At 70.5% G+C, this 17,090-nt stretch carries 8 protein-coding genes and 1 pseudogene; 8 read left to right on the top strand and 1 reads right to left on the bottom strand.

Annotated features, from left to right (window positions below):
- Positions 1-178: 178 nt before the first annotated feature.
- The gene (locus tag QF035_RS16405) at positions 179-1,879 is read left to right on the top strand and encodes a PucR family transcriptional regulator (RefSeq protein WP_307521084.1); all 1,701 of its coding nucleotides are present in this window, start codon (positions 179-181) and stop codon (positions 1,877-1,879) included.
- Between the two features lie 327 nt (positions 1,880-2,206).
- Positions 2,207-3,652: an aldehyde dehydrogenase family protein gene (locus QF035_RS16400; RefSeq protein WP_307521082.1), complete on the top strand. Its 1,446-nt coding sequence runs from the start codon at positions 2,207-2,209 to the stop codon at positions 3,650-3,652.
- 79 nt (positions 3,653-3,731) lie between these two features.
- Here QF035_RS16400 and QF035_RS16395 read toward each other — a convergent pair whose 3' ends face one another.
- Positions 3,732-6,641 carry a glycoside hydrolase family 3 C-terminal domain-containing protein gene (locus QF035_RS16395; RefSeq protein WP_307521080.1) on the bottom strand — a complete coding sequence of 970 codons (2,910 nt, stop codon included), beginning with the start codon at positions 6,639-6,641 and terminating at the stop codon, positions 3,732-3,734.
- A 384-nt stretch (positions 6,642-7,025) separates the two neighbouring features.
- Between QF035_RS16395 and QF035_RS16390 the strand changes: the two genes are divergently transcribed.
- The 6 genes and pseudogenes from QF035_RS16390 (at position 7,026) to QF035_RS16365 (ending at position 17,037) form a co-directional block, all read left to right on the top strand.
- Positions 7,026-8,708, top strand: coding sequence for an extracellular solute-binding protein (locus QF035_RS16390; protein WP_307521078.1), 1,683 nt, complete (start codon positions 7,026-7,028; stop codon positions 8,706-8,708).
- Positions 8,709-8,712: 4 nt separating this feature from the next.
- The gene (locus QF035_RS16385) at positions 8,713-9,807 is read left to right on the top strand and encodes an ABC transporter permease (RefSeq protein ID WP_307521077.1); all 1,095 of its coding nucleotides are present in this window, start codon (positions 8,713-8,715) and stop codon (positions 9,805-9,807) included.
- Between the two features lie 35 nt (positions 9,808-9,842).
- Positions 9,843-10,769, top strand: a complete 927-nt coding sequence (locus QF035_RS16380) for a carbohydrate ABC transporter permease (protein WP_307531167.1) — start codon at positions 9,843-9,845, stop codon at positions 10,767-10,769.
- Positions 10,770-10,921: 152 nt separating this feature from the next.
- Complete coding sequence (locus tag QF035_RS16375; RefSeq protein WP_307521076.1) at positions 10,922-13,180, top strand: WD40/YVTN/BNR-like repeat-containing protein; 2,259 nt, start codon at positions 10,922-10,924, stop codon at positions 13,178-13,180.
- Positions 13,177-15,183 (top strand): beta-galactosidase, encoded by a 2,007-nt coding sequence (locus QF035_RS16370; protein WP_307521075.1) that lies wholly within the window; start codon positions 13,177-13,179, stop codon positions 15,181-15,183. The genes QF035_RS16375 and QF035_RS16370 overlap by 4 nt, the downstream gene beginning before the upstream one ends.
- Positions 15,180-17,037: pseudogene (locus tag QF035_RS16365) on the top strand (glycosyl hydrolase family 95 catalytic domain-containing protein). Before QF035_RS16370 ends, QF035_RS16365 begins: the two are co-directional and overlap by 4 nt.
- The last annotated feature ends 53 nt before the right edge of the window (positions 17,038-17,090 follow it).

The following is a 17,090-nucleotide window of genomic DNA, read 5'->3' as shown; positions in this document are numbered from 1 at the left end:
CCTGGGGGACATTTGACGGGTGCGCCGACCAGGACGTCCGGACATATGGTCACGGGCCGACCGTACGGTGAGGCAGAATCGACATAGGTCGTTCATACGCTGCGGCCAAAGGATCGCAAAGATCACATCGTCCGCGACCGTCGAAGAACCTGTGAAGACCCGAAGACCTGAAGGCCTCATGCCCCCCACGCTCGCCTCGCTCGTCCATCACTCGGCGCTCAAGCTCACCGTGCGCGCGGGCGGGGAACGTCTGGACACCCCCGTCCGCTGGGTGCACGCCAGTGAGCTCACCGACCCCGTGCCGTACATGGAGGGCGGGGAACTGCTCCTCATCACCGCGCTCAAGCTGGACGCGGAGGACTCCGACGCCATGCGGCGGTATGTGAAGCGGCTGGTGGGGGCGGGGGTGGCCGGGCTCGGCTTCGCCGTCGGCGTGCACTATGACGAGACGCCCAAGGCGCTCGTCGACGCGGCGGAGGGCGAGGGGCTGCCCCTGCTGGAGGTGCCCCGCCGGACGCCGTTCCTCGCCATCAGCAAGGCCGTGTCCGCCGCCATCGCCGCCGATCAGTACCGGGCGGTGACGGCAGGCTTCGCGGCGCAGCGGGAACTGACCAAGCAGGCGCTGAGCGACGGGCCCGAGGGGCTGCTGACCGCGCTCGCCTCGCAGGTGGACGGATGGGCCGCCCTGTACGACGCGTCCGGCGCCGTCGTCGCCACCGCGCCCGAGTGGGCCGGGCGGCGGGCCGCCCGCATCACCGGTGACGTGGAGCGGCTGAGGGAGCGGGCCGCGCCCGCGAGTTCCGTCGTCGGCGGCGCGGGCGACGGTGAGAGTGACGGCGGGGACGGGAGCGGCGAGGACCGGGTCGAGCTGCACTCGCTCGGGACGGGGCGGCGGGCCCGGGCCGCGCTCGCCGTCGGGACCGCGGCCGCGCTGGGTACGGCCGAGCGGTACGCCGTGCACTCGGCCATCGCCCTGCTGACGCTGACCACGGAACGGTCCCGGTCGCTGTACGCCGCCGAGCAGCGGATCGGCGCGGCCGTGCTGCGGATGCTGCTCGCCGGGCAGCCGGATCACGCGCGCGGGGTCGCCGGGGACCTGTACGGGGGGCTGCTGGACGCGCCCTACCGGATGATCCTGGCCGAGGCCGCGTCGGCTTCCGCCGGGCGGGCCCGTGCTCGGGCCGGGGACGCGGACGCGGATGGTGGCGGGACCGCGGTCAGCGCCGAGGCCGCCGCCGTTCTTGCCGAGGCCGGCGGCGATCTCGTGCGCGGGCTCGGTGAGGTCGTGGAGTCCGCCGCCGCCCGGTCCGGCGAGGCCGTGCTCGTGGTGCCCGACGGGGAGCGGCTCGTGGTGCTCGCCGCGGACCGGGGTGCGGTCGTCGCCGCCTGCGCCCAGTACGCCGAGGCCGTGGGGGGTGCTCGCGGCGGCAGCGAGCAGGCGGGCGACGAGGACGAGCTGGTCGTCGGCATCTCGGCTCCCGCCGGGCCCATCGCCGCGGGGGCCGCCTACAAGCAGGCCGAGCAGGCCCTGTCCGTCGCCCGGCGGCGGGGGCGGGTGCTCGTCGAGCACGAGGATCTGGCCGCGGGGTCTGTGGTGCCGTTGCTCGCGGACGACGCGGTGCGGGCGTTCGCGGACGGGCTTCTGAGGCCCCTGTACGAGCACGACGCCACCGGGCGGGGGGATCTCGTCGCCTCGTTGCGGGCGTGGTTGTCGCGGCACGGGCAGTGGGATGCGGCCGCGGCGGATCTTGGAGTGCATCGGCATACGTTGCGGTACCGCATGCGGCGGGTCGAGGAGATCCTCGGACGGTCTCTGGACGATCCGGATGTGCGGATGGAGCTGTGGCTCGCTTTGAAGACGACGGCATCGGCGGAGTAGGGAGGGCCTTTTTTCGCCCCCGCCGCCCCTACCCATTCCCGTCCCTTTTCGGGGGTCGGCCCCCGAACCCCCGCTCCTCAAACGCCGGAGGGGCTAAAAGACCGCGCAGTTCCCCGCGCGCCCAGGTCTTTAGGGGCGCGGGGAACTGCGCGACCAGCCACAGCCGGACCCGCACCCGACCACACACCCTCAGGCGACTAGGCCAAAGCGGCGCACCCCGGCGGGGGAGTGCTACGACTCGGACAGGCGCCGCCAGGGCACCGCGGGCCTACCGTGGTCGGGAAAGACCAAGAACACCCCCGATCGCGGAAGGGCCCGGACTCGCACATGACCGACACCCACGCCTTCTGGCTCGCCGGCCGCCAGGCCACAGGCGAGTCCACCTTCGACGTCACCTCCCCGTGGGACGGCCACCCCGTCGGCAAGGTCTCCGTACCGACCGACGCCCAGGTCGAAGAGGCAGTGGCCGCCGCACACGCAGTACGGGACGAGTTCGCAGCCACCCCCGCCCACGTACGCGCCGCCGCCCTCGACCACGTGAGCCGCCGCCTGGCGGAGCGGACCGAGGAGATCGCCCGGCTCATCTCCGCCGAGAACGGCAAGCCGGTCAAGTGGGCCCGCGGCGAGGTCGGCCGGGCCGTGTCCGTGTTCCGGTTCGCGGCCGAGGAGGCCCGTCGGTTCAACGGCGGCGAGGCCCAGCGGCTCGACACCGACGCCGGCGGCCAGGGACGCCTCGCCCTCACCCGCCGCTTCCCGAAGGGCGTCGTCCTCGGCATCGCGCCCTTCAACTTCCCGCTGAACCTCTGCGCCCACAAGATCGCCCCCGCGATCGCGGCCGGTGCCCCGATCATCCTCAAGCCGGCTCCCGCGACCCCCCTCTCCGGGCTGCTCATCGGCGAACTGCTGGCCGAGACCGACCTGCCGGCCGGGTCCTGGTCCGTGCTGCCCGTCGCCAACGACAAGATGCCCGCCCTGGTGCAGGACGAGCGGCTGCCCGTCATCTCGTTCACGGGGTCCGACAAGGTCGGCTACGCGATCATGGACTCCGTACCGCGCAAGCACCTCACCCTCGAACTGGGCGGCAACGGCGCGGCCGTCGTCCTCGCCGACTGGGCGAGCGACGAGGACCTCGACCGGGCGGCCTCGCGGATCGCCACCTTCTCCAACTACCAGGGCGGACAGTCCTGCATCTCCGTGCAGCGGGTGATCGCGGACGCGTCCGTGTACGACCGGCTGCTGCCCCGCGTGGTGGCCGCCGTCGAGGCGCAGGTCACCGGCGACCCGGCCGACGACGCAACCGACGTCGGGCCGCTGGTGAGCGAGGACGCCGCCAGGCGCGTCGAGACATGGGTCGACGAGGCCGTGAACGCCGGCGCCACACTGCTCGCGGGCGGCAAGCGCGACGGTGCCTCGTACGCGCCGACCGTGCTGGCCGATGTGCCGGCCGATGTGACCCTCTCCTGCGAGGAGGTCTTCGGGCCCGTGCTCACCGTGCAGAAGGTGGAGGGGGAGGCGGCCGCCTTCGCCGCCGTCAACGAGTCCAAGTACGGGCTGCAGGCAGGCGTGTTCACCCACGACCTGCAGACCGCCTTCCGCGCCCACCGCGCGCTGGAAGTGGGCGGCGTCGTGGTCGGTGACGTGCCGTCCTACCGCGCCGACCAGATGCCCTACGGCGGCGTGAAGCAGTCCGGGGTCGGGCGTGAAGGCGTGAAGTTCGCGATGGACGACTACACGTACGAGCGCGTCCTCGTGCTCACGGGACTCGCTCTCTGAGATCAGGCGCGAGGCGTCATGCGACGGCCGGAGTCCGCTGTGCGGGGACTCCGGCCGTTGTCGTACCTCGTCCGGACCCTCAGCCGGAGAAGCCGACGTGCGCGAGCCGCACCGGGCCGCGCAGTCCGATGTACAGGTCGTGGACCTCGGTGGCGCCGAATTCGGCGACGACGGTGGTGTAGTCGTACGGTCCCGGTGTGGCCGGGACATCGAGGCGGGCGATCACCGGGCCGCCGTCCAGGGCCAGTTCGAGTGAACCCTCGCCCGACACCTCGACGGTGACGGTCCCGGTCGCAGGGCCGAAGTCGCAGCCGCGGTACACCAGTTCGGCGGTGTTCCCGTGGGTCCCATCGTTCCCATCGTTCCCGTGCGCGGGTGTGACCGCGTCGCCCGACAGCTTCGTACGGTCGACGATCTCCGCTCCTCGCTGCTCGTCGAAGTCGGCCGCGTTCAGGTCGAGTTCGAGGACAGGGCGCGGGGTGGTGGGCGTGCCGTCCAGCTCGATCGTCCCGCGCAGACGGATGTCCTCGCTGGACGCGCCCACGAGGAGTTCGTACGGACCCGGCTCCAGGCGCCGGATGCCGTGGACCACGTCCCAGAACTCGAAGGCGGACAGCGGGAGTTCGAAGGACAGCTCGGTGGAGGTGCCGGGCAGTACGTGGACCCGGCGGTGGGCCAGCAGTTCGCGGCGGGGGCGGGAGACCGAGGGCGTCACGGCCCGGGAGTAGAGCTGAGCCACCTCGTCGGCCGGCGTGCTGCCCGTGTTGGTGACCGTGATGGTGACGTGCACGGAGTTCTCGACCACGTGGGCCACGAGGTTCCCGTACTCGAAGGACGCGTACGACAGGCCGTGGCCGAAGGGGAAGAGCGGGGTGCCCTCGAAGTACAGGTACGTCTGGCGGCTGCCGACCACGTCGTAGTCGAGGAGGTCGGGGAGGTCCGCGTCCGAGGCGTACCAGGTCTGCGGGAGCCGGCCCGCCGGGGAGACGTCGCCCGCCAGGACGCGGGCCAGGGCCGTGCCGGCCGCCTGGCCGCCGTGGGCCGTCCAGAGGACGGCGGGGAGGTCCGCGGGGTCGGTCGCGTACGGGTAGGAGGACGTGATCACCAGGGCCGTGCGGGGGTTCGCGGCACGGGCCGCCTCCAGGAGGCGCTGCTGGTGGGCGGGGAGGGCGAGGGTCGTACGGTCCTCCGTCTCGCGGCCGTTGATGTGCGGGTCGTTGCCCGCGACCACGAGGACCACGTCGGCCGCGGCGGCCGTGCGGGCCACCGTGTCCTCGCCGCGCTCCGTGATCTCCAGTTCGAGGATTTCCGGGTTCTGAGCGGCAACCTTCACGCCGTCGGCGGTGACAGAGACGTAGCGACCCGTACCGACGTGCTTGAGGAGGTGACCGTTCTCGTGGGAACCATGGGATTCGTGGGACTCATGAGATTCATGAGATTCATGGGATCCGTGAGGCTCCAGGCGGAAGGTCTCCTGGACGACCCAGCCGCCGGGCTGGTCGGCGGAGGCGCGTACGAACCCGTCGTCGGCGACCGAGAGATAGCGGCCGTCGGGGGCGCGCAGGGTGAGGACGCCCCCGCCCCAGTCGATCAGCGCGAGCTCGGTGCCCGTGGAGTCGGTGGTGAGCGGGGGCAGATCCGTCCGGCCCGCGAGGAGGGCCGGGTCCAGCGCACCCTCGGCGCCGCGGACCTCGTCGGTCGCGTCGTCCGCCCGCGGCACGCTCAGATACGTACCGGCGGAGGTCTTGATGCGTACGCGGTCCACGCCCTCGGCGAAGTCCACGCGGTCGGCGCCGAAGCGCTCGTAGAGGCCTTCGAGCGGGGTGGAGCGGTGGATGAGGGTGCCGCTGTACCAGTCGAGCTTGCACTCGTCGGCGAGGAGGCCCACCACCGCGATGCGGGTGTCCTGCCCGGTGAGGGGGAGCAGGCCGTCGTTCTTGAGGAGGACGATCGCCTGTTCCGCGGCTTCCCGCGCGAGGGACCGGTGCGCGGGCGTGTCGAAGTCCAAGGCGCCGGCGTACGGGTCCAGGCGCGGGTCGAACTCGCCGAGGCGGAAGCGGACCGCGAGCTGGCGGCGGACCGCCGCGTCGATGTCGGACTCGGTCAACAGGCCCTGGTCCAGGGCTCTCTGGAGGCGTTCGACGATCTGCGAGCTGTCCGTGCCGTGGTCCGTGAAACTGTCGACGCCGGCGATCAGGGAGGCGGCCGTGGCCTCCTCGTGCGTGTCGAAGTAGTGCTCGGAGTCGACCAGGTTCGAGGGCGCGCCCGCGTCCGAGCAGACCAGGAGGTCCTGGTCCGTCCAGGTGCGAAGCTGCTCGGGCAGATACGGCGACACATGGTTGGGGCGGCCGTTGACCAGGTTGTACGCGGGCATCACGCCGGCCACCGAGCCCGCCTCGACCGTCTCGCGGAAGGCGCGCAGATCGTACTCGTGCAGCACGCGCGGGCGGACGGAGCTCGACGCGGTCGCCCGGTCCGTCTCGTTGTTGTGCGCGAGCCAGTGCTTGAGGACCGGGGCCGTCCGCCAGTACGCGGGGTGGTCGCCGCGCAGGCCCCGGGTGTACGCGGTGGCGATGGCCGAGGTCAGCTTCGGGTCCTCCGAGTAGCCCTCCTCGTTGCGGCCCCACAGGGGGTGGCGCAGCAGGTTGACCGTGGGCGCCCAGACGTTGAGGCCGACGCGGTCGTCGCGCGAGCGCATCGCGCGGGTCTCCGTGGAGACCGCCTCGCCGACCCGGCGTACGAGCTCGTCGTTCCAGGTCGCGCCGAGGCCGACCGCCTGTGGGAACACCGTCGCCGGGCCCATCCAGGCCACCCCGTGCAGCGCCTCCTGGCCGGTGCGGAACGCGGCGATGCCGAGCCGCTCCACCGCGGGCCCGAACTGGTGCAGCATCGCGACCCGTTCCTCCAGGGTGAGCCGCGACAGAAGATCGTCGATGCGCTTCGCGAACGGCAGCTGCGAGTCGCGGAAAGGCGGCGTTTGAGCGGTCACGCGAGGATCCCTCTGTGGAAGGTGCGGGAGAACGGTGAAGGACTTTCGAAGCGCTTCGATGCTCATTCGACTCCGGGGTGGGTGTCAAGACACCCCGACGCAACAACTCCGAATCCTCACCGCCATCCCAAGGGCCGGAAGCGACCGGTTCAGACCTTTATACCTCCGAGGAATGTTGGAATCGGCTCTTGTGCACCCCCAGGTGTTCACTTAACCTCGCAGCAACATCGAAGCGCTTCGACTCTCGTCGATAGCCGAAGATGTCGCCCCCGGAGGGTGCGCATACCTCCGAGGTCCGCTTCAGCTCAGCCAGTTCCACTCAGACACCGCAGCCGACGGCCCTACCGCCGGGTGTCCTGCTGTGCGCCATGAAGGGTTGACGCAATGACGCCGAACTCCGCCACTTCCGCTCCCAGTCGGAGAAGTTTCCTCGGCTCCACGGCGGTCGCTGCCGCCGCGGTGGCCGGCGGGATGCCGCTGCTGGCCGCCTGCGGCGGGTCCGGCGGCGGCTCCAAGGACGGCACGACCTCGGGCAAGGACGCGCAGAAGATCCTTCCCGCCTTCGTGGCGCAGAACGTGGTGACGCCGGACATCGCGTCGAAGAACGGCTCCGCCCTCGGTTTCACCAGCAAGCTGGTCCTGGGTGACCTGAAGACCTCGGTGCCGAAGAAGCTCGGCAAGGGCAGCACCATCAAGATCATGTCGCCGTTCTGGGGCACGCCGCCGAAGGGCGGCAATCCCTACTACTCGACGATGAACACGACGATCGGCGCCAACGTCGTCTGGCAGAACCAGGACGGCAACACGTACGACGAGAAGCTGGGCGCGGTTCTCGCCTCCAGCGACATGCCGGACGTCGTGGTGATCCCCAGCTGGAACATGGGCGGCAAGATACCCAGCGCCATCATCAGCAAGATGGCGGACCTCGGCCCGTACCTGTCGGGCGACAAGGTCAAGGAGTACCCGAACCTCGCGGCCATCCCGACCGACGCCTGGCAGTACTCCATCTTCGGCGGCAAGCTGCGCGGCCTGCCCCAGCCCTCCCCCACCGTCGTGGGCATCGTGCCCTTCTACCGCAAGGACGTCTTCGACAAGGAGGGGTACGAACTCCCCACCTCCGCCGACGAGTTCCTGGCCCTCGCCAAGGAGATCACCAACGCCAGGGCGAAGGTGTGGGCCTGCGACGACATGAAGTGGAGCGCCTTCAACTTCTTCGGCGTGCTGTCCGGAAGCGAGAAGTCGCTCGGCTGGAACCTCGTCGACGGCAAGCTGATCTACCGGGTCGAGACCGACGAGTACCTCGAATCGCTCGAGTGGACGCGCAAGCTGTACGCGGCGGGCGTCGTCCACCCCGACGCCAGGGCGGCGAACCAGGGCAACGCGGGGCAGCGTTTCACCGACGGCCAGGTCATGATGTACAACCAGAACATCACGGACTGGTGGGGCAAGATGGCCGAACAGGCCACCCAGAACAAGGACTTCCGCATCGCCGGCATGGACATCTTCGGCCATGACGGGGGCGACCCCCAGCTGTGGGCCGCATCGCCCGCGGGCATCTTCGCCTTCATCAACAAGAAGGCGTCCAAGGCCGTGATCCACGACGTGCTGGCCGCCGCGAACGTCACCGCGGCCCCGTACGGCACCAAGGAGTACATGCTCACCAACTACGGGGTGGAGGGCACGCACTACACCGTCAAGGACGGCGTTCCCACCAAGAACGACAAGGGCAACCAGGAGGTCCTGAACGCCTTCGTCATGCTGGCGAGCCCCGCCCCGACCATCGCGCACCCCGACTTTGCGGAGATCGCGAAGGAGCAGGTGGAGTGGCAGCAGCGGATGGGCGCCTTCACCAAGAAGTCCTCCTTCTACGGGCTCCAGGTCACCGAACCGGCCCGCTACACCAGCCTCTCCAACGACTTCGAGGACCTGGAGGACAGCGTCGTCCGCGGCCGCAAGAAGGTCAGCGACATGCAGCAGGCGGTGTCGGAGTGGAAGAGCCAGGGCGGCGACAAGCTGCGGGACTGGTACAAGAAGCTGCTGGACGACAGCGGATCCGCGCAGGGGTGACGAGGTGGCACACAGCACCACTCCGGGCGCCGCCGCGCGCACCGCGCCGTCGACGGCGGACGACACCGTCGAACCCTCCGCCGGAGGGGGCGGATCCACCAGGGCCGCCAAGCCCGCGAAGCCCTCCGGGGTCTCCAGAGCCGAGAAGAAGGCCCTGAAGAAGGCCGCGAACGGCGGCACCCTCAGGACCCGCCTCAAGCGGGACCGCACGCTGATCCTGATGACCCTGCCGGCCGTCCTGCTGGTGCTGGTCTTCAACTACATACCGATCCTGGGCAACGTCGTCGCCTTCCAGGAGTACGACCCGTACATCAGCGACAACGGCTTCGTCGCCATCTTCCACAGCCCCTGGGTCGGCTTCGAACAGTTCTCACGGATCTTCGAGGACTCGGCGTTCTGGGAGGCCGTCCAGAACACCTTCGTCCTGTTCTCCCTCCAACTGCTGCTCTTCTTCCCGATCCCGATCGTGCTGGCGCTGCTCATCAACAGCGTGATCAGGCCACGGGTGCGGGCGGTGTCGCAGGCGATCCTCTACCTGCCGCACTTCTTCTCCTGGGTGCTGGTCATCACCGTCTTCCAACAGATCTTCGGCGGCGCCGGCATCATCGCGCAGACCCTGCGCCAGCACGGCTACGAGGGTTTCGACCTCATGACCGACCCGGGGATCTTCAAGTTACTGGTGACGGCGGAGGGCGTCTGGAAGGACGCCGGCTGGGGAATCATCGTCTTCCTCGCGGCGCTGGCCTCCGTCAGTCCCGACCTGTACGAGGCTTCGGCAATGGACGGGGCCGGCCGGTGGCGCCGGATGTGGCACGTCACGCTGCCCGCGCTGCGGCCGGTGATCGCCCTGCTCCTGGTGCTGCGTGTCGGTGACGCGCTCACGGTCGGCTTCGAACAGATCCTGCTGCAGCGAGACGCGGTGGGGCCGGGCGCGGCGGAAGTCCTGGACACCTTCGTGTGGTGGAACGGCGTCCGCAACCAGGACTTCAGTTACGCGGCGGCGGCGGGCCTGATCAAGGGCGTGGTCAGTCTCGGCCTCGTCCTCGCCGCGAACAAGGTCGCCCATCTCATGGGCGAGCAGGGGGTGTACAAGAAGTGAGCGCTGTCACCGAGGAACGGCCGAAGGCCCCCGGCCTGAAGGCTTCCGGACCGAAGGCTTCCGGACGCTGGGCCGCACCGCCGAGGCCCGTCTGGGAGGAGGAGCCCAACAAGGCAGGGCTCGCGAGCAAGGGCATCGTCCTGTCCATCGCATGCCTCGCCGTCCTGTTCCCGCTGTGGATCGTTGTCGTCACCAGTCTGTCCTCGAAGCAGGACATCAGTGAGGCCGGCGGCCTGGTGGTGATCCCCAAGAGCATCACCTTCATCGCCTACCAGGAGCTGCTGAGCGGCGGCCAGGTCACCCGCGCCACCCTCGTCAGCCTGGGCGTCACGCTCGTCGGCACGGTGTTCTCGATGACGGTGTCCATCCTCTCCGCGTACGGGCTCTCCCGCATCGGTTCCGTCGGGCACCGCTGGTTCCTGATGATCCTGCTCGCGACGATGTTCTTCGGCGCCGGCCTCATCCCCACGTATCTGCTCGTGCAGTCCCTGGGGCTGACGGACACGTACCTGGCGCTGATCCTGCCGAGCGCGATCAGTGTCTTCAACATCCTGGTCCTGCGGGCGTTCTTCATGAGCATCTCGCCGGAGCTCACCGACAGCGCGCGGATCGACGGGGCGGGGGACTGGCGGATTCTCTGGCAGATCGTGCTCCCGCTCTCCCGTGCCGTCATCGCGGTGATCACGCTGTTCTACGCCGTCGGCTACTGGAGCGCCTGGTTCAACGCGTCGATCTACCTGAGCGACCAGGACATGATGCCGCTGCAGAACGTCATGATCCAGCTCGTCCAGAAGCAAGAGCCTCCGGTCGGTATGAGCCAGGCCATCAAGACGGGCCAGCTCTCCGCGCTCGCCGTCCAGATGGCGGTCATGGTGCTGGCCCTGCTGCCCGTCGCGTTCCTCTCGCCCTTCGTCCAGAAGCACTTCAAGAAGGGCATGCTGACCGGCGCGGTCAAGGGGTGACTTGCGTCCCCCTTCTGGCTTGGCTTGGAACTTGTTCGGTTGTTTGTCGGCTGCGGGGCCGTTGTGGCTGGTCGCGCAGTTCCCCGCGCCCCTTGACCGAGCCCGCCCACTCCTCATTTCGAAGTTCCCCCCTTCTTGGAACGAGGTATGTCATGCGCACGCCCCGCCTGAGCAGACGCGCCGTCCTTGCCGGGACCGCTGCCACCGTGGCCGCCACCGCTGTCTCCGGGGCGACCGTCAACCCAGCGGCGGCGGCCGCCCCGGTGGCGGACCGGTCCGCCTACCGCTGGCGCAACGTCGTCATCGGCGGGACCGGGTTCGTCACCGGGGTGCTGTTCCACCCCTCCGTACGCGGTCTCGCCTACGCCCGTACCGACATCGGCGGCGCCTACCGCTGGGACGACCGCGCCGGCCGCTGGACCCCGCTCACCGATCACCTCGGGTGGGACGACTGGAACCTGCTCGGCGTCGAGGCGATCGCCGTCGACCCCGCGCATCCCGGGCGGGTCTACCTCGCCCTCGGTACGTACGCGCAGTCGTGGGCCGGGAACGGTGCGGTGCTGCGGTCCGAGGACCGGGGTGCGACCTGGAGCCGGGCCGATCTCTATGTGAAGCTCGGGGCCAACGAGGACGGGCGGGGTGCGGGGGAGCGGCTGCTGGTCGATCCGCGGGACAGCGACACACTGTGGCTGGGGACGCGGCACGACGGGTTGCTGAAGTCCACCGACCGTGGGGCCAGTTGGGCGGCGGCGAGCGGCTTTCCGGCGAAGGCGAGCGCCTCCGGGCAGGGCGTCATGTTCCTCGTCGCCGCCGGTCGGGCCGTCTACGCCGGGTGGGGCGACGGCGACAGCACCTCGGGCACGGCGAACCTGTACCGCACGGCCGACGGGACGGCATGGGAGGCCGTTCCCGGGCAGCCGTCCGGTACCGCTGCCAAGGTGCCGATCCGTGCCGCGTACGACACGCACACCCGCGAGCTGTACGTGACCTACGCCGACGCGCCAGGCCCCAACGGCCAGTCCGACGGCAGCGTGCACAAGCTGCGCACCGCGACCGGCGAGTGGGCCGACGTGACCCCGGTGAAGCCCGGCGGCACCACCGATGGGGGCACCGCCCACACGTTCAGTAGTGGGGGAGGGTCCGCCGACACCTTCGGCTACGGCGGCGTCGCCGTGGACGCCCGCTGCCCGGGCACCCTCGTCGTCTCCACCAACAACCGCTGGGCCGACGTCGACACCGTCTACCGAACTACGAACGGCGGCCGTACCTGGACGTCCCTCAAGGACGCTGCTGTCTTCGACGTGTCCGAGACTCCTTACCTCAAGTGGGGCGACGACAAGCCGAAGTTCGGCTGGTGGATCCAGGCGCTCGCCGTGGACCCGTACGACTCGAAGCACATCGTGTACGGGACGGGGGCGACCCTCTACGGGACCCGTGATCTCAAGCGCTGGGCGCCGCAGATCCGGGGTCTGGAGGAGACGGCCGTGCGCCGGCTGATCTCGCCCCCGGTCGGGGAGGCGCACCTGCTGAGCGGGCTCGGGGACATCGGCGTCATGTACCACGAGCGGCTCACGGCGTCGCCGGCGCGCGGCATGGCGGCGAACCCCGTGTCCGGGTCGGCGACGGGACTCGCGCAGGCCGCGGCCAGGCCGTCGTACGTGGTCCGGGCGGGCTGGGGCGACAACGGCAACGGCGCCTACTCGAACGACGGAGGCAGGACCTGGGCGCCCTTCGAGGCCCAGCCCGACATCGCCGAGAACGCACCGGGGCCGATCGCCACCAACGCCGACGGCAGCGCGCTGCTGTGGTCCTTCGTGCACTGGGACGGCACGAAGTACGCAGCCCACCGGTCCACCGACAACGGCACGACCTGGTCCGAGATCCCCTCCTTCCCGAAGGGCGCCACGCCGGTCGCCGACCCGGCCGACCCGACGCTCTTCTACGCATACGACACCGACACAGGAACGCTACTCGCCAGCACTGACAGTGGCCTTTCGTTCACGGCGCGTGCCGGCGGACTGCCCTCCGGAGACGCCCAGTTCAAGCTCGTCACCGCGCCCGGAAGGAGCGGTGACCTGTGGCTCTCCGTCAAATGGAACGGGCTCTACCGATCCACCGACGGCGGGGCGAGCTTCTCGAAGGTGGCCAGCTGCTGGGCCTCGTACACGCTCGGTTTCGGCAAGGCCGCCGACGGCGCCGACTATCCCGCGATCTACCAGGTCGGCTCGACGGACACCATCACCGCCGTCCACCGCTCCGACGACGAGGCGAAGACCTGGACGCGGATCAACGACGACGCCCACCAGTGGGGCTGGACCGGCGAGGTCGTCGTCGGCGACCCGCGCGTGTACGGCAGGGTGTACCTGGCGACCAACGGGCGCGGCATCCAGTACGGGGAGCCCGTCCGATGAGCAACGCGAACCCGACCCCGCCGTCGACCCCAGGCCCTCCCGGCCTCGCCGACGCCACCCGCGGCCGTATCCTCTTCGGCGGCGACTACAACCCCGAGCAGTGGCCCGAGGAGACCTGGCACGAGGACGTACGCCTCATGAAGGCGGCCGGCGTCAACTCCGTCACGCTGGGTGTCTTCTCGTGGGCCAAGCTCGAACCGCGGCCGGGGGAGCGGGAGTTCGGCTGGCTGGACCGGCTGATGGACCTGATGCACGAGAACGGCATCGGGGTCGTCCTCGCCACGCCCACCACCTCGCCCCCGCCCTGGATGGGCCGCCTCCACCCGGACACCCTGCCCCGCGACGAGGACGGCCGCACCGAGTGGTGGGGCGGCCGCCAGCACTTCTCGCACTCCAGCGCCACCTACCGCCGCTACGCCGCAGCGATCACCGAGGAGCTGGCCGCCCGCTACGGCAGCCATCCCGCGCTGACGATGTGGCACATCAACAACGAGTACTGCACCTACGACTGGGGCGACGAGGCCGCGGCCACCTTCCGCCGCTGGCTCCGGGACAAGTACGGCACGCTCGACGCCCTCAACTCCGCCTGGGGGACGGCTTTCTGGAGCCAGGGCTACGGCGACTGGGAGGAGGTCCTGCCGCCGCGGCACGCCCACTACATGAAGAACCCCGGCCAGGTCCTTGACTTCAAGCGCTACACCTCCGACATGCTCCTGGAGTGTTACGTCGCCGAGCGGGACATCGTCCGCCGGCACTCCCCGCACATCCCGGTGACCACCAACTTCATGCCGATGTGGGTCGGCCAGGATGCCTGGAGGTGGGCGGGGGAGGAGGACGTGGTCTCCGTCGACATCTATCCCGACCCGCGCGACCCCTTCGGCGCCCAGAACGGCGCCCTCATCCAGGACATGACGCGCTCCCAGGCCCGCGGGCCGTGGATGCTGATGGAGCAGGCCGCGGGACCCGTGAACTGGCGGGGCGTCAACCACCCCAAGCCGCGCGGCCTCAACCGCCTGTGGTCCCTCCAGGCCGTCGCCCGGGGCGCCGACGCCGTCTGCTACTTCCAGTGGCGGCAGTCGCGGCAGGGCGCGGAGAAGTTCCACTCCGGCATGGTCAGTCACGCGGGGGAGCGGGGCCGTACCTACCAGGAGGTCAAGCAGCTCGGCGCCGAACTCGCCCGTATCAGCGAGGAGGTGACGGGCAGTCACTCGTCGTCGGACGTCGCGATCCTCCATGAGTGGAACGCCTGGTGGGCCGGTGCGCAGGAGGGCCGTCTCTCCTCCGAGGTCGACCATCCGCAGGTCGTGCGCGCCTGGCATCGCGCCCTGTGGGAGGCCCACGTCACCACGGACTTCGCGCACCCGGAGCACGATCTGTCCGCCTACCGGCTGGTCGTCGTGCCGCAGCTCCACCTGCTCACCGACGCGGCGATCGGCAACCTCGTCGCGTACGTACAAGGAGGCGGCACCCTCGTCAGCGGCTTCCTCACCGGTGTCGCCGACGAGGACGACCGGGTACGGCCCGGCGGCATGGACGAGCGGCTGCGGGAGCTCTTCGGCATCCGCACCCTGCACGAGTGGTGGCCGCTCGACGCGGATGAGAGCGCCGAATGCGACGGCTTCCGGGGCACGTTGTGGTCCGAGGAGATCGAGGCCGAGGCGGACGCGGTCGTGGAGGCCCGCTACAAGGGCGGCGAACTCGACGGCATGCCGGCGGTGTTGCGCAAGGAGCGTGCCTGGTATGTCTCCACGCTGCCCGAACCCGCCGCGCTGCGCGAGCTGTTGACGGGCGTGGCGTCGGGCGCGGGCGTGCGGCCGGTGCTCGACGGGCTGCCCCCGCAGGTCGAGGCCGTCCGCCGGGGAGACCTGCTCTTCGTGCTCAACCACGGGCGCGAGGCGGTCACCGTGCGGGTGCCGGGGACGTATCGGGATCTGCTCAACGGTCAACAGGTCACGGGAGCGCTGGAGTTGGGGCGTCTCGGCGCGGCGGTGCTCTCGCCGTGAGCGCCGATGTATCCCACTCGCAAGCACTCTCACCATCGCCCTCGTCCTCGCCGCACGGCACCTGGGAGCCGCGCCCGGCCGCCCGCTGGGAGGACGCCTTCCTCAGCGGCAACGGCCGTCACGGCGCGATGGTGTTCGGTGATCCGAACGATGGCCGTGTCATCGTCACGCACCACACCCTGGTCCGCCCCAACGGCGGCGAGCACGCCAGACCGCCGGAGCTGGCGGCCCAACTGCCGCGGCTCCAGGACCGGTTGCTCGCCGGGGACCTGACCGCGGCCGAGGAGTTCACCGACGGGCGTCCGCTGCAGTGGGTGCAGCCCTTCCATCCCGCTTTCCAGGTGCGGCTGCGCCGGCCCGCCGACCGTGGGCGCGGCTACCGCCGCTCGATCGACTTCACCACGGGCGTCGCCGAGGCGGCCTGCACGGGCTGGAGCAGCCGCGTCTTCGTCTCCCGCGCGGACGACGTGATCGTCCAGCACGTGACCTCGCCCGGACTCACCGCGGACATCGCGCTGGACCACCGCCTCCCCGGCTCCGAGTTGCTCAAGCGGCTCAAGAGCCCCGCACTGCTCGAACGGCTCTTCGCGGCCGGCCGCTACCACCTGCTGTCCGCCGCCGGGATGCTGCCGCCGAGACTCACGGGGCTGTGGACCGGCGACTGGGACACGGCATGGTCCGGGGCGTTCACCACGGACGCCAACCTCAATCTGCAGACCGCGTCGGCCGTCGCCGGCGCGCTGCCCGAGGTGGTCGAGGCCCACGCGGCCCTGATCCACGGCCAGTTGCCGCACTGGCGGGACAACGCCCGGGCCGTCTTCGGCACGCGAGGCATCGTCGCCCCACCGCACACGGACGGTGAGTCCGGGCACACGTACCACTTCAGCCGCGAATACCCGCTGCACCTGTGGACGGCAGGCGCCGACTGGCTGCTCAAACCGCTCGTCGACCACGACGAGGCACGCGGCGAGCACGGCCCCCGGCTGAAGGCGGCACTCGCCGAACTCGCCCTGTTCTACGAGGACTTCCTCACCCGCACCGACGAACACGGCCGACTCGTCGTCGTCCCCTCCTACTCACCCGAGAACCGCCCGGCGAACGCGAGCTGGGGCGCGATCAACGCCGCCATGGACCTCTCGGCGGCCCGGCACGTCCTGCTCACGGCGGCCGTGTGCCACCTGGGACCGGATGCCGACCGCCGGCGCGCACTCGCCGCGCGGCTGCCCCCGCACCGCGTCAACGACGACGGAGCGCTCGCCGAGTGGGCGTGGCCAGGCCTCGACGACACGTACGACCACCGGCACCTCAGCCATCTGTACGGCGTGTGGCCGCTCGACGAGATCAACCCGTACGACACCCCTGATCTCGCGGCCGCCGCGCATCGGGCCCTCGAACTGAGGGGCGCCGAGAACGACTCCGCGCACGGCCATCTGCACCACGCGCTCGTCGCGGCCCGCCTGCGGGACGGCGAGCGGGTCGCGCACGCGCTCGGCCAGGTGCTGGAGGGCGACTTCTTCCACACCTCCCTCATCAGCGCACTACCCCGGCCGCGACGTCTACAACGCGGACGCCGCCCACACCCTCCCCGCCGTGATCATCGAGACGCTGATCCAGTCGACCCCGGACAGGCTGGTCCTGCTGCCCGCCCTGCCCGCCGCGTTCCCGGAGGGCGAACTCCGGGGCGTACGGACGAGGTTCGGCGCCGAGGTCGACCTCGGCTGGAGTCCGCGGGGAGCCCGCGCGGTGGTTCGGCCGACCCGGACGCATCGCGTCGACCTCAGGACTTCCTCCGGAGCGCGACCGCTCCACCTGCGAGCCGGAGAAGACTGCGTCCTCAGCCTGGAGCCGCAGTAGAACCGCAGTAGATCCACAACAGATCGAACCCCCACACACCCCCCCCACCCATG

The organism is Streptomyces umbrinus (assembly GCF_030817415.1).
Classification (GTDB): Bacteria; Actinomycetota; Actinomycetes; order Streptomycetales; family Streptomycetaceae; genus Streptomyces; species Streptomyces umbrinus_A.
The sequence above is the reverse complement of the archived record's forward strand: the minus strand, read 5'-3'. Positions and strand labels throughout refer to the sequence as shown.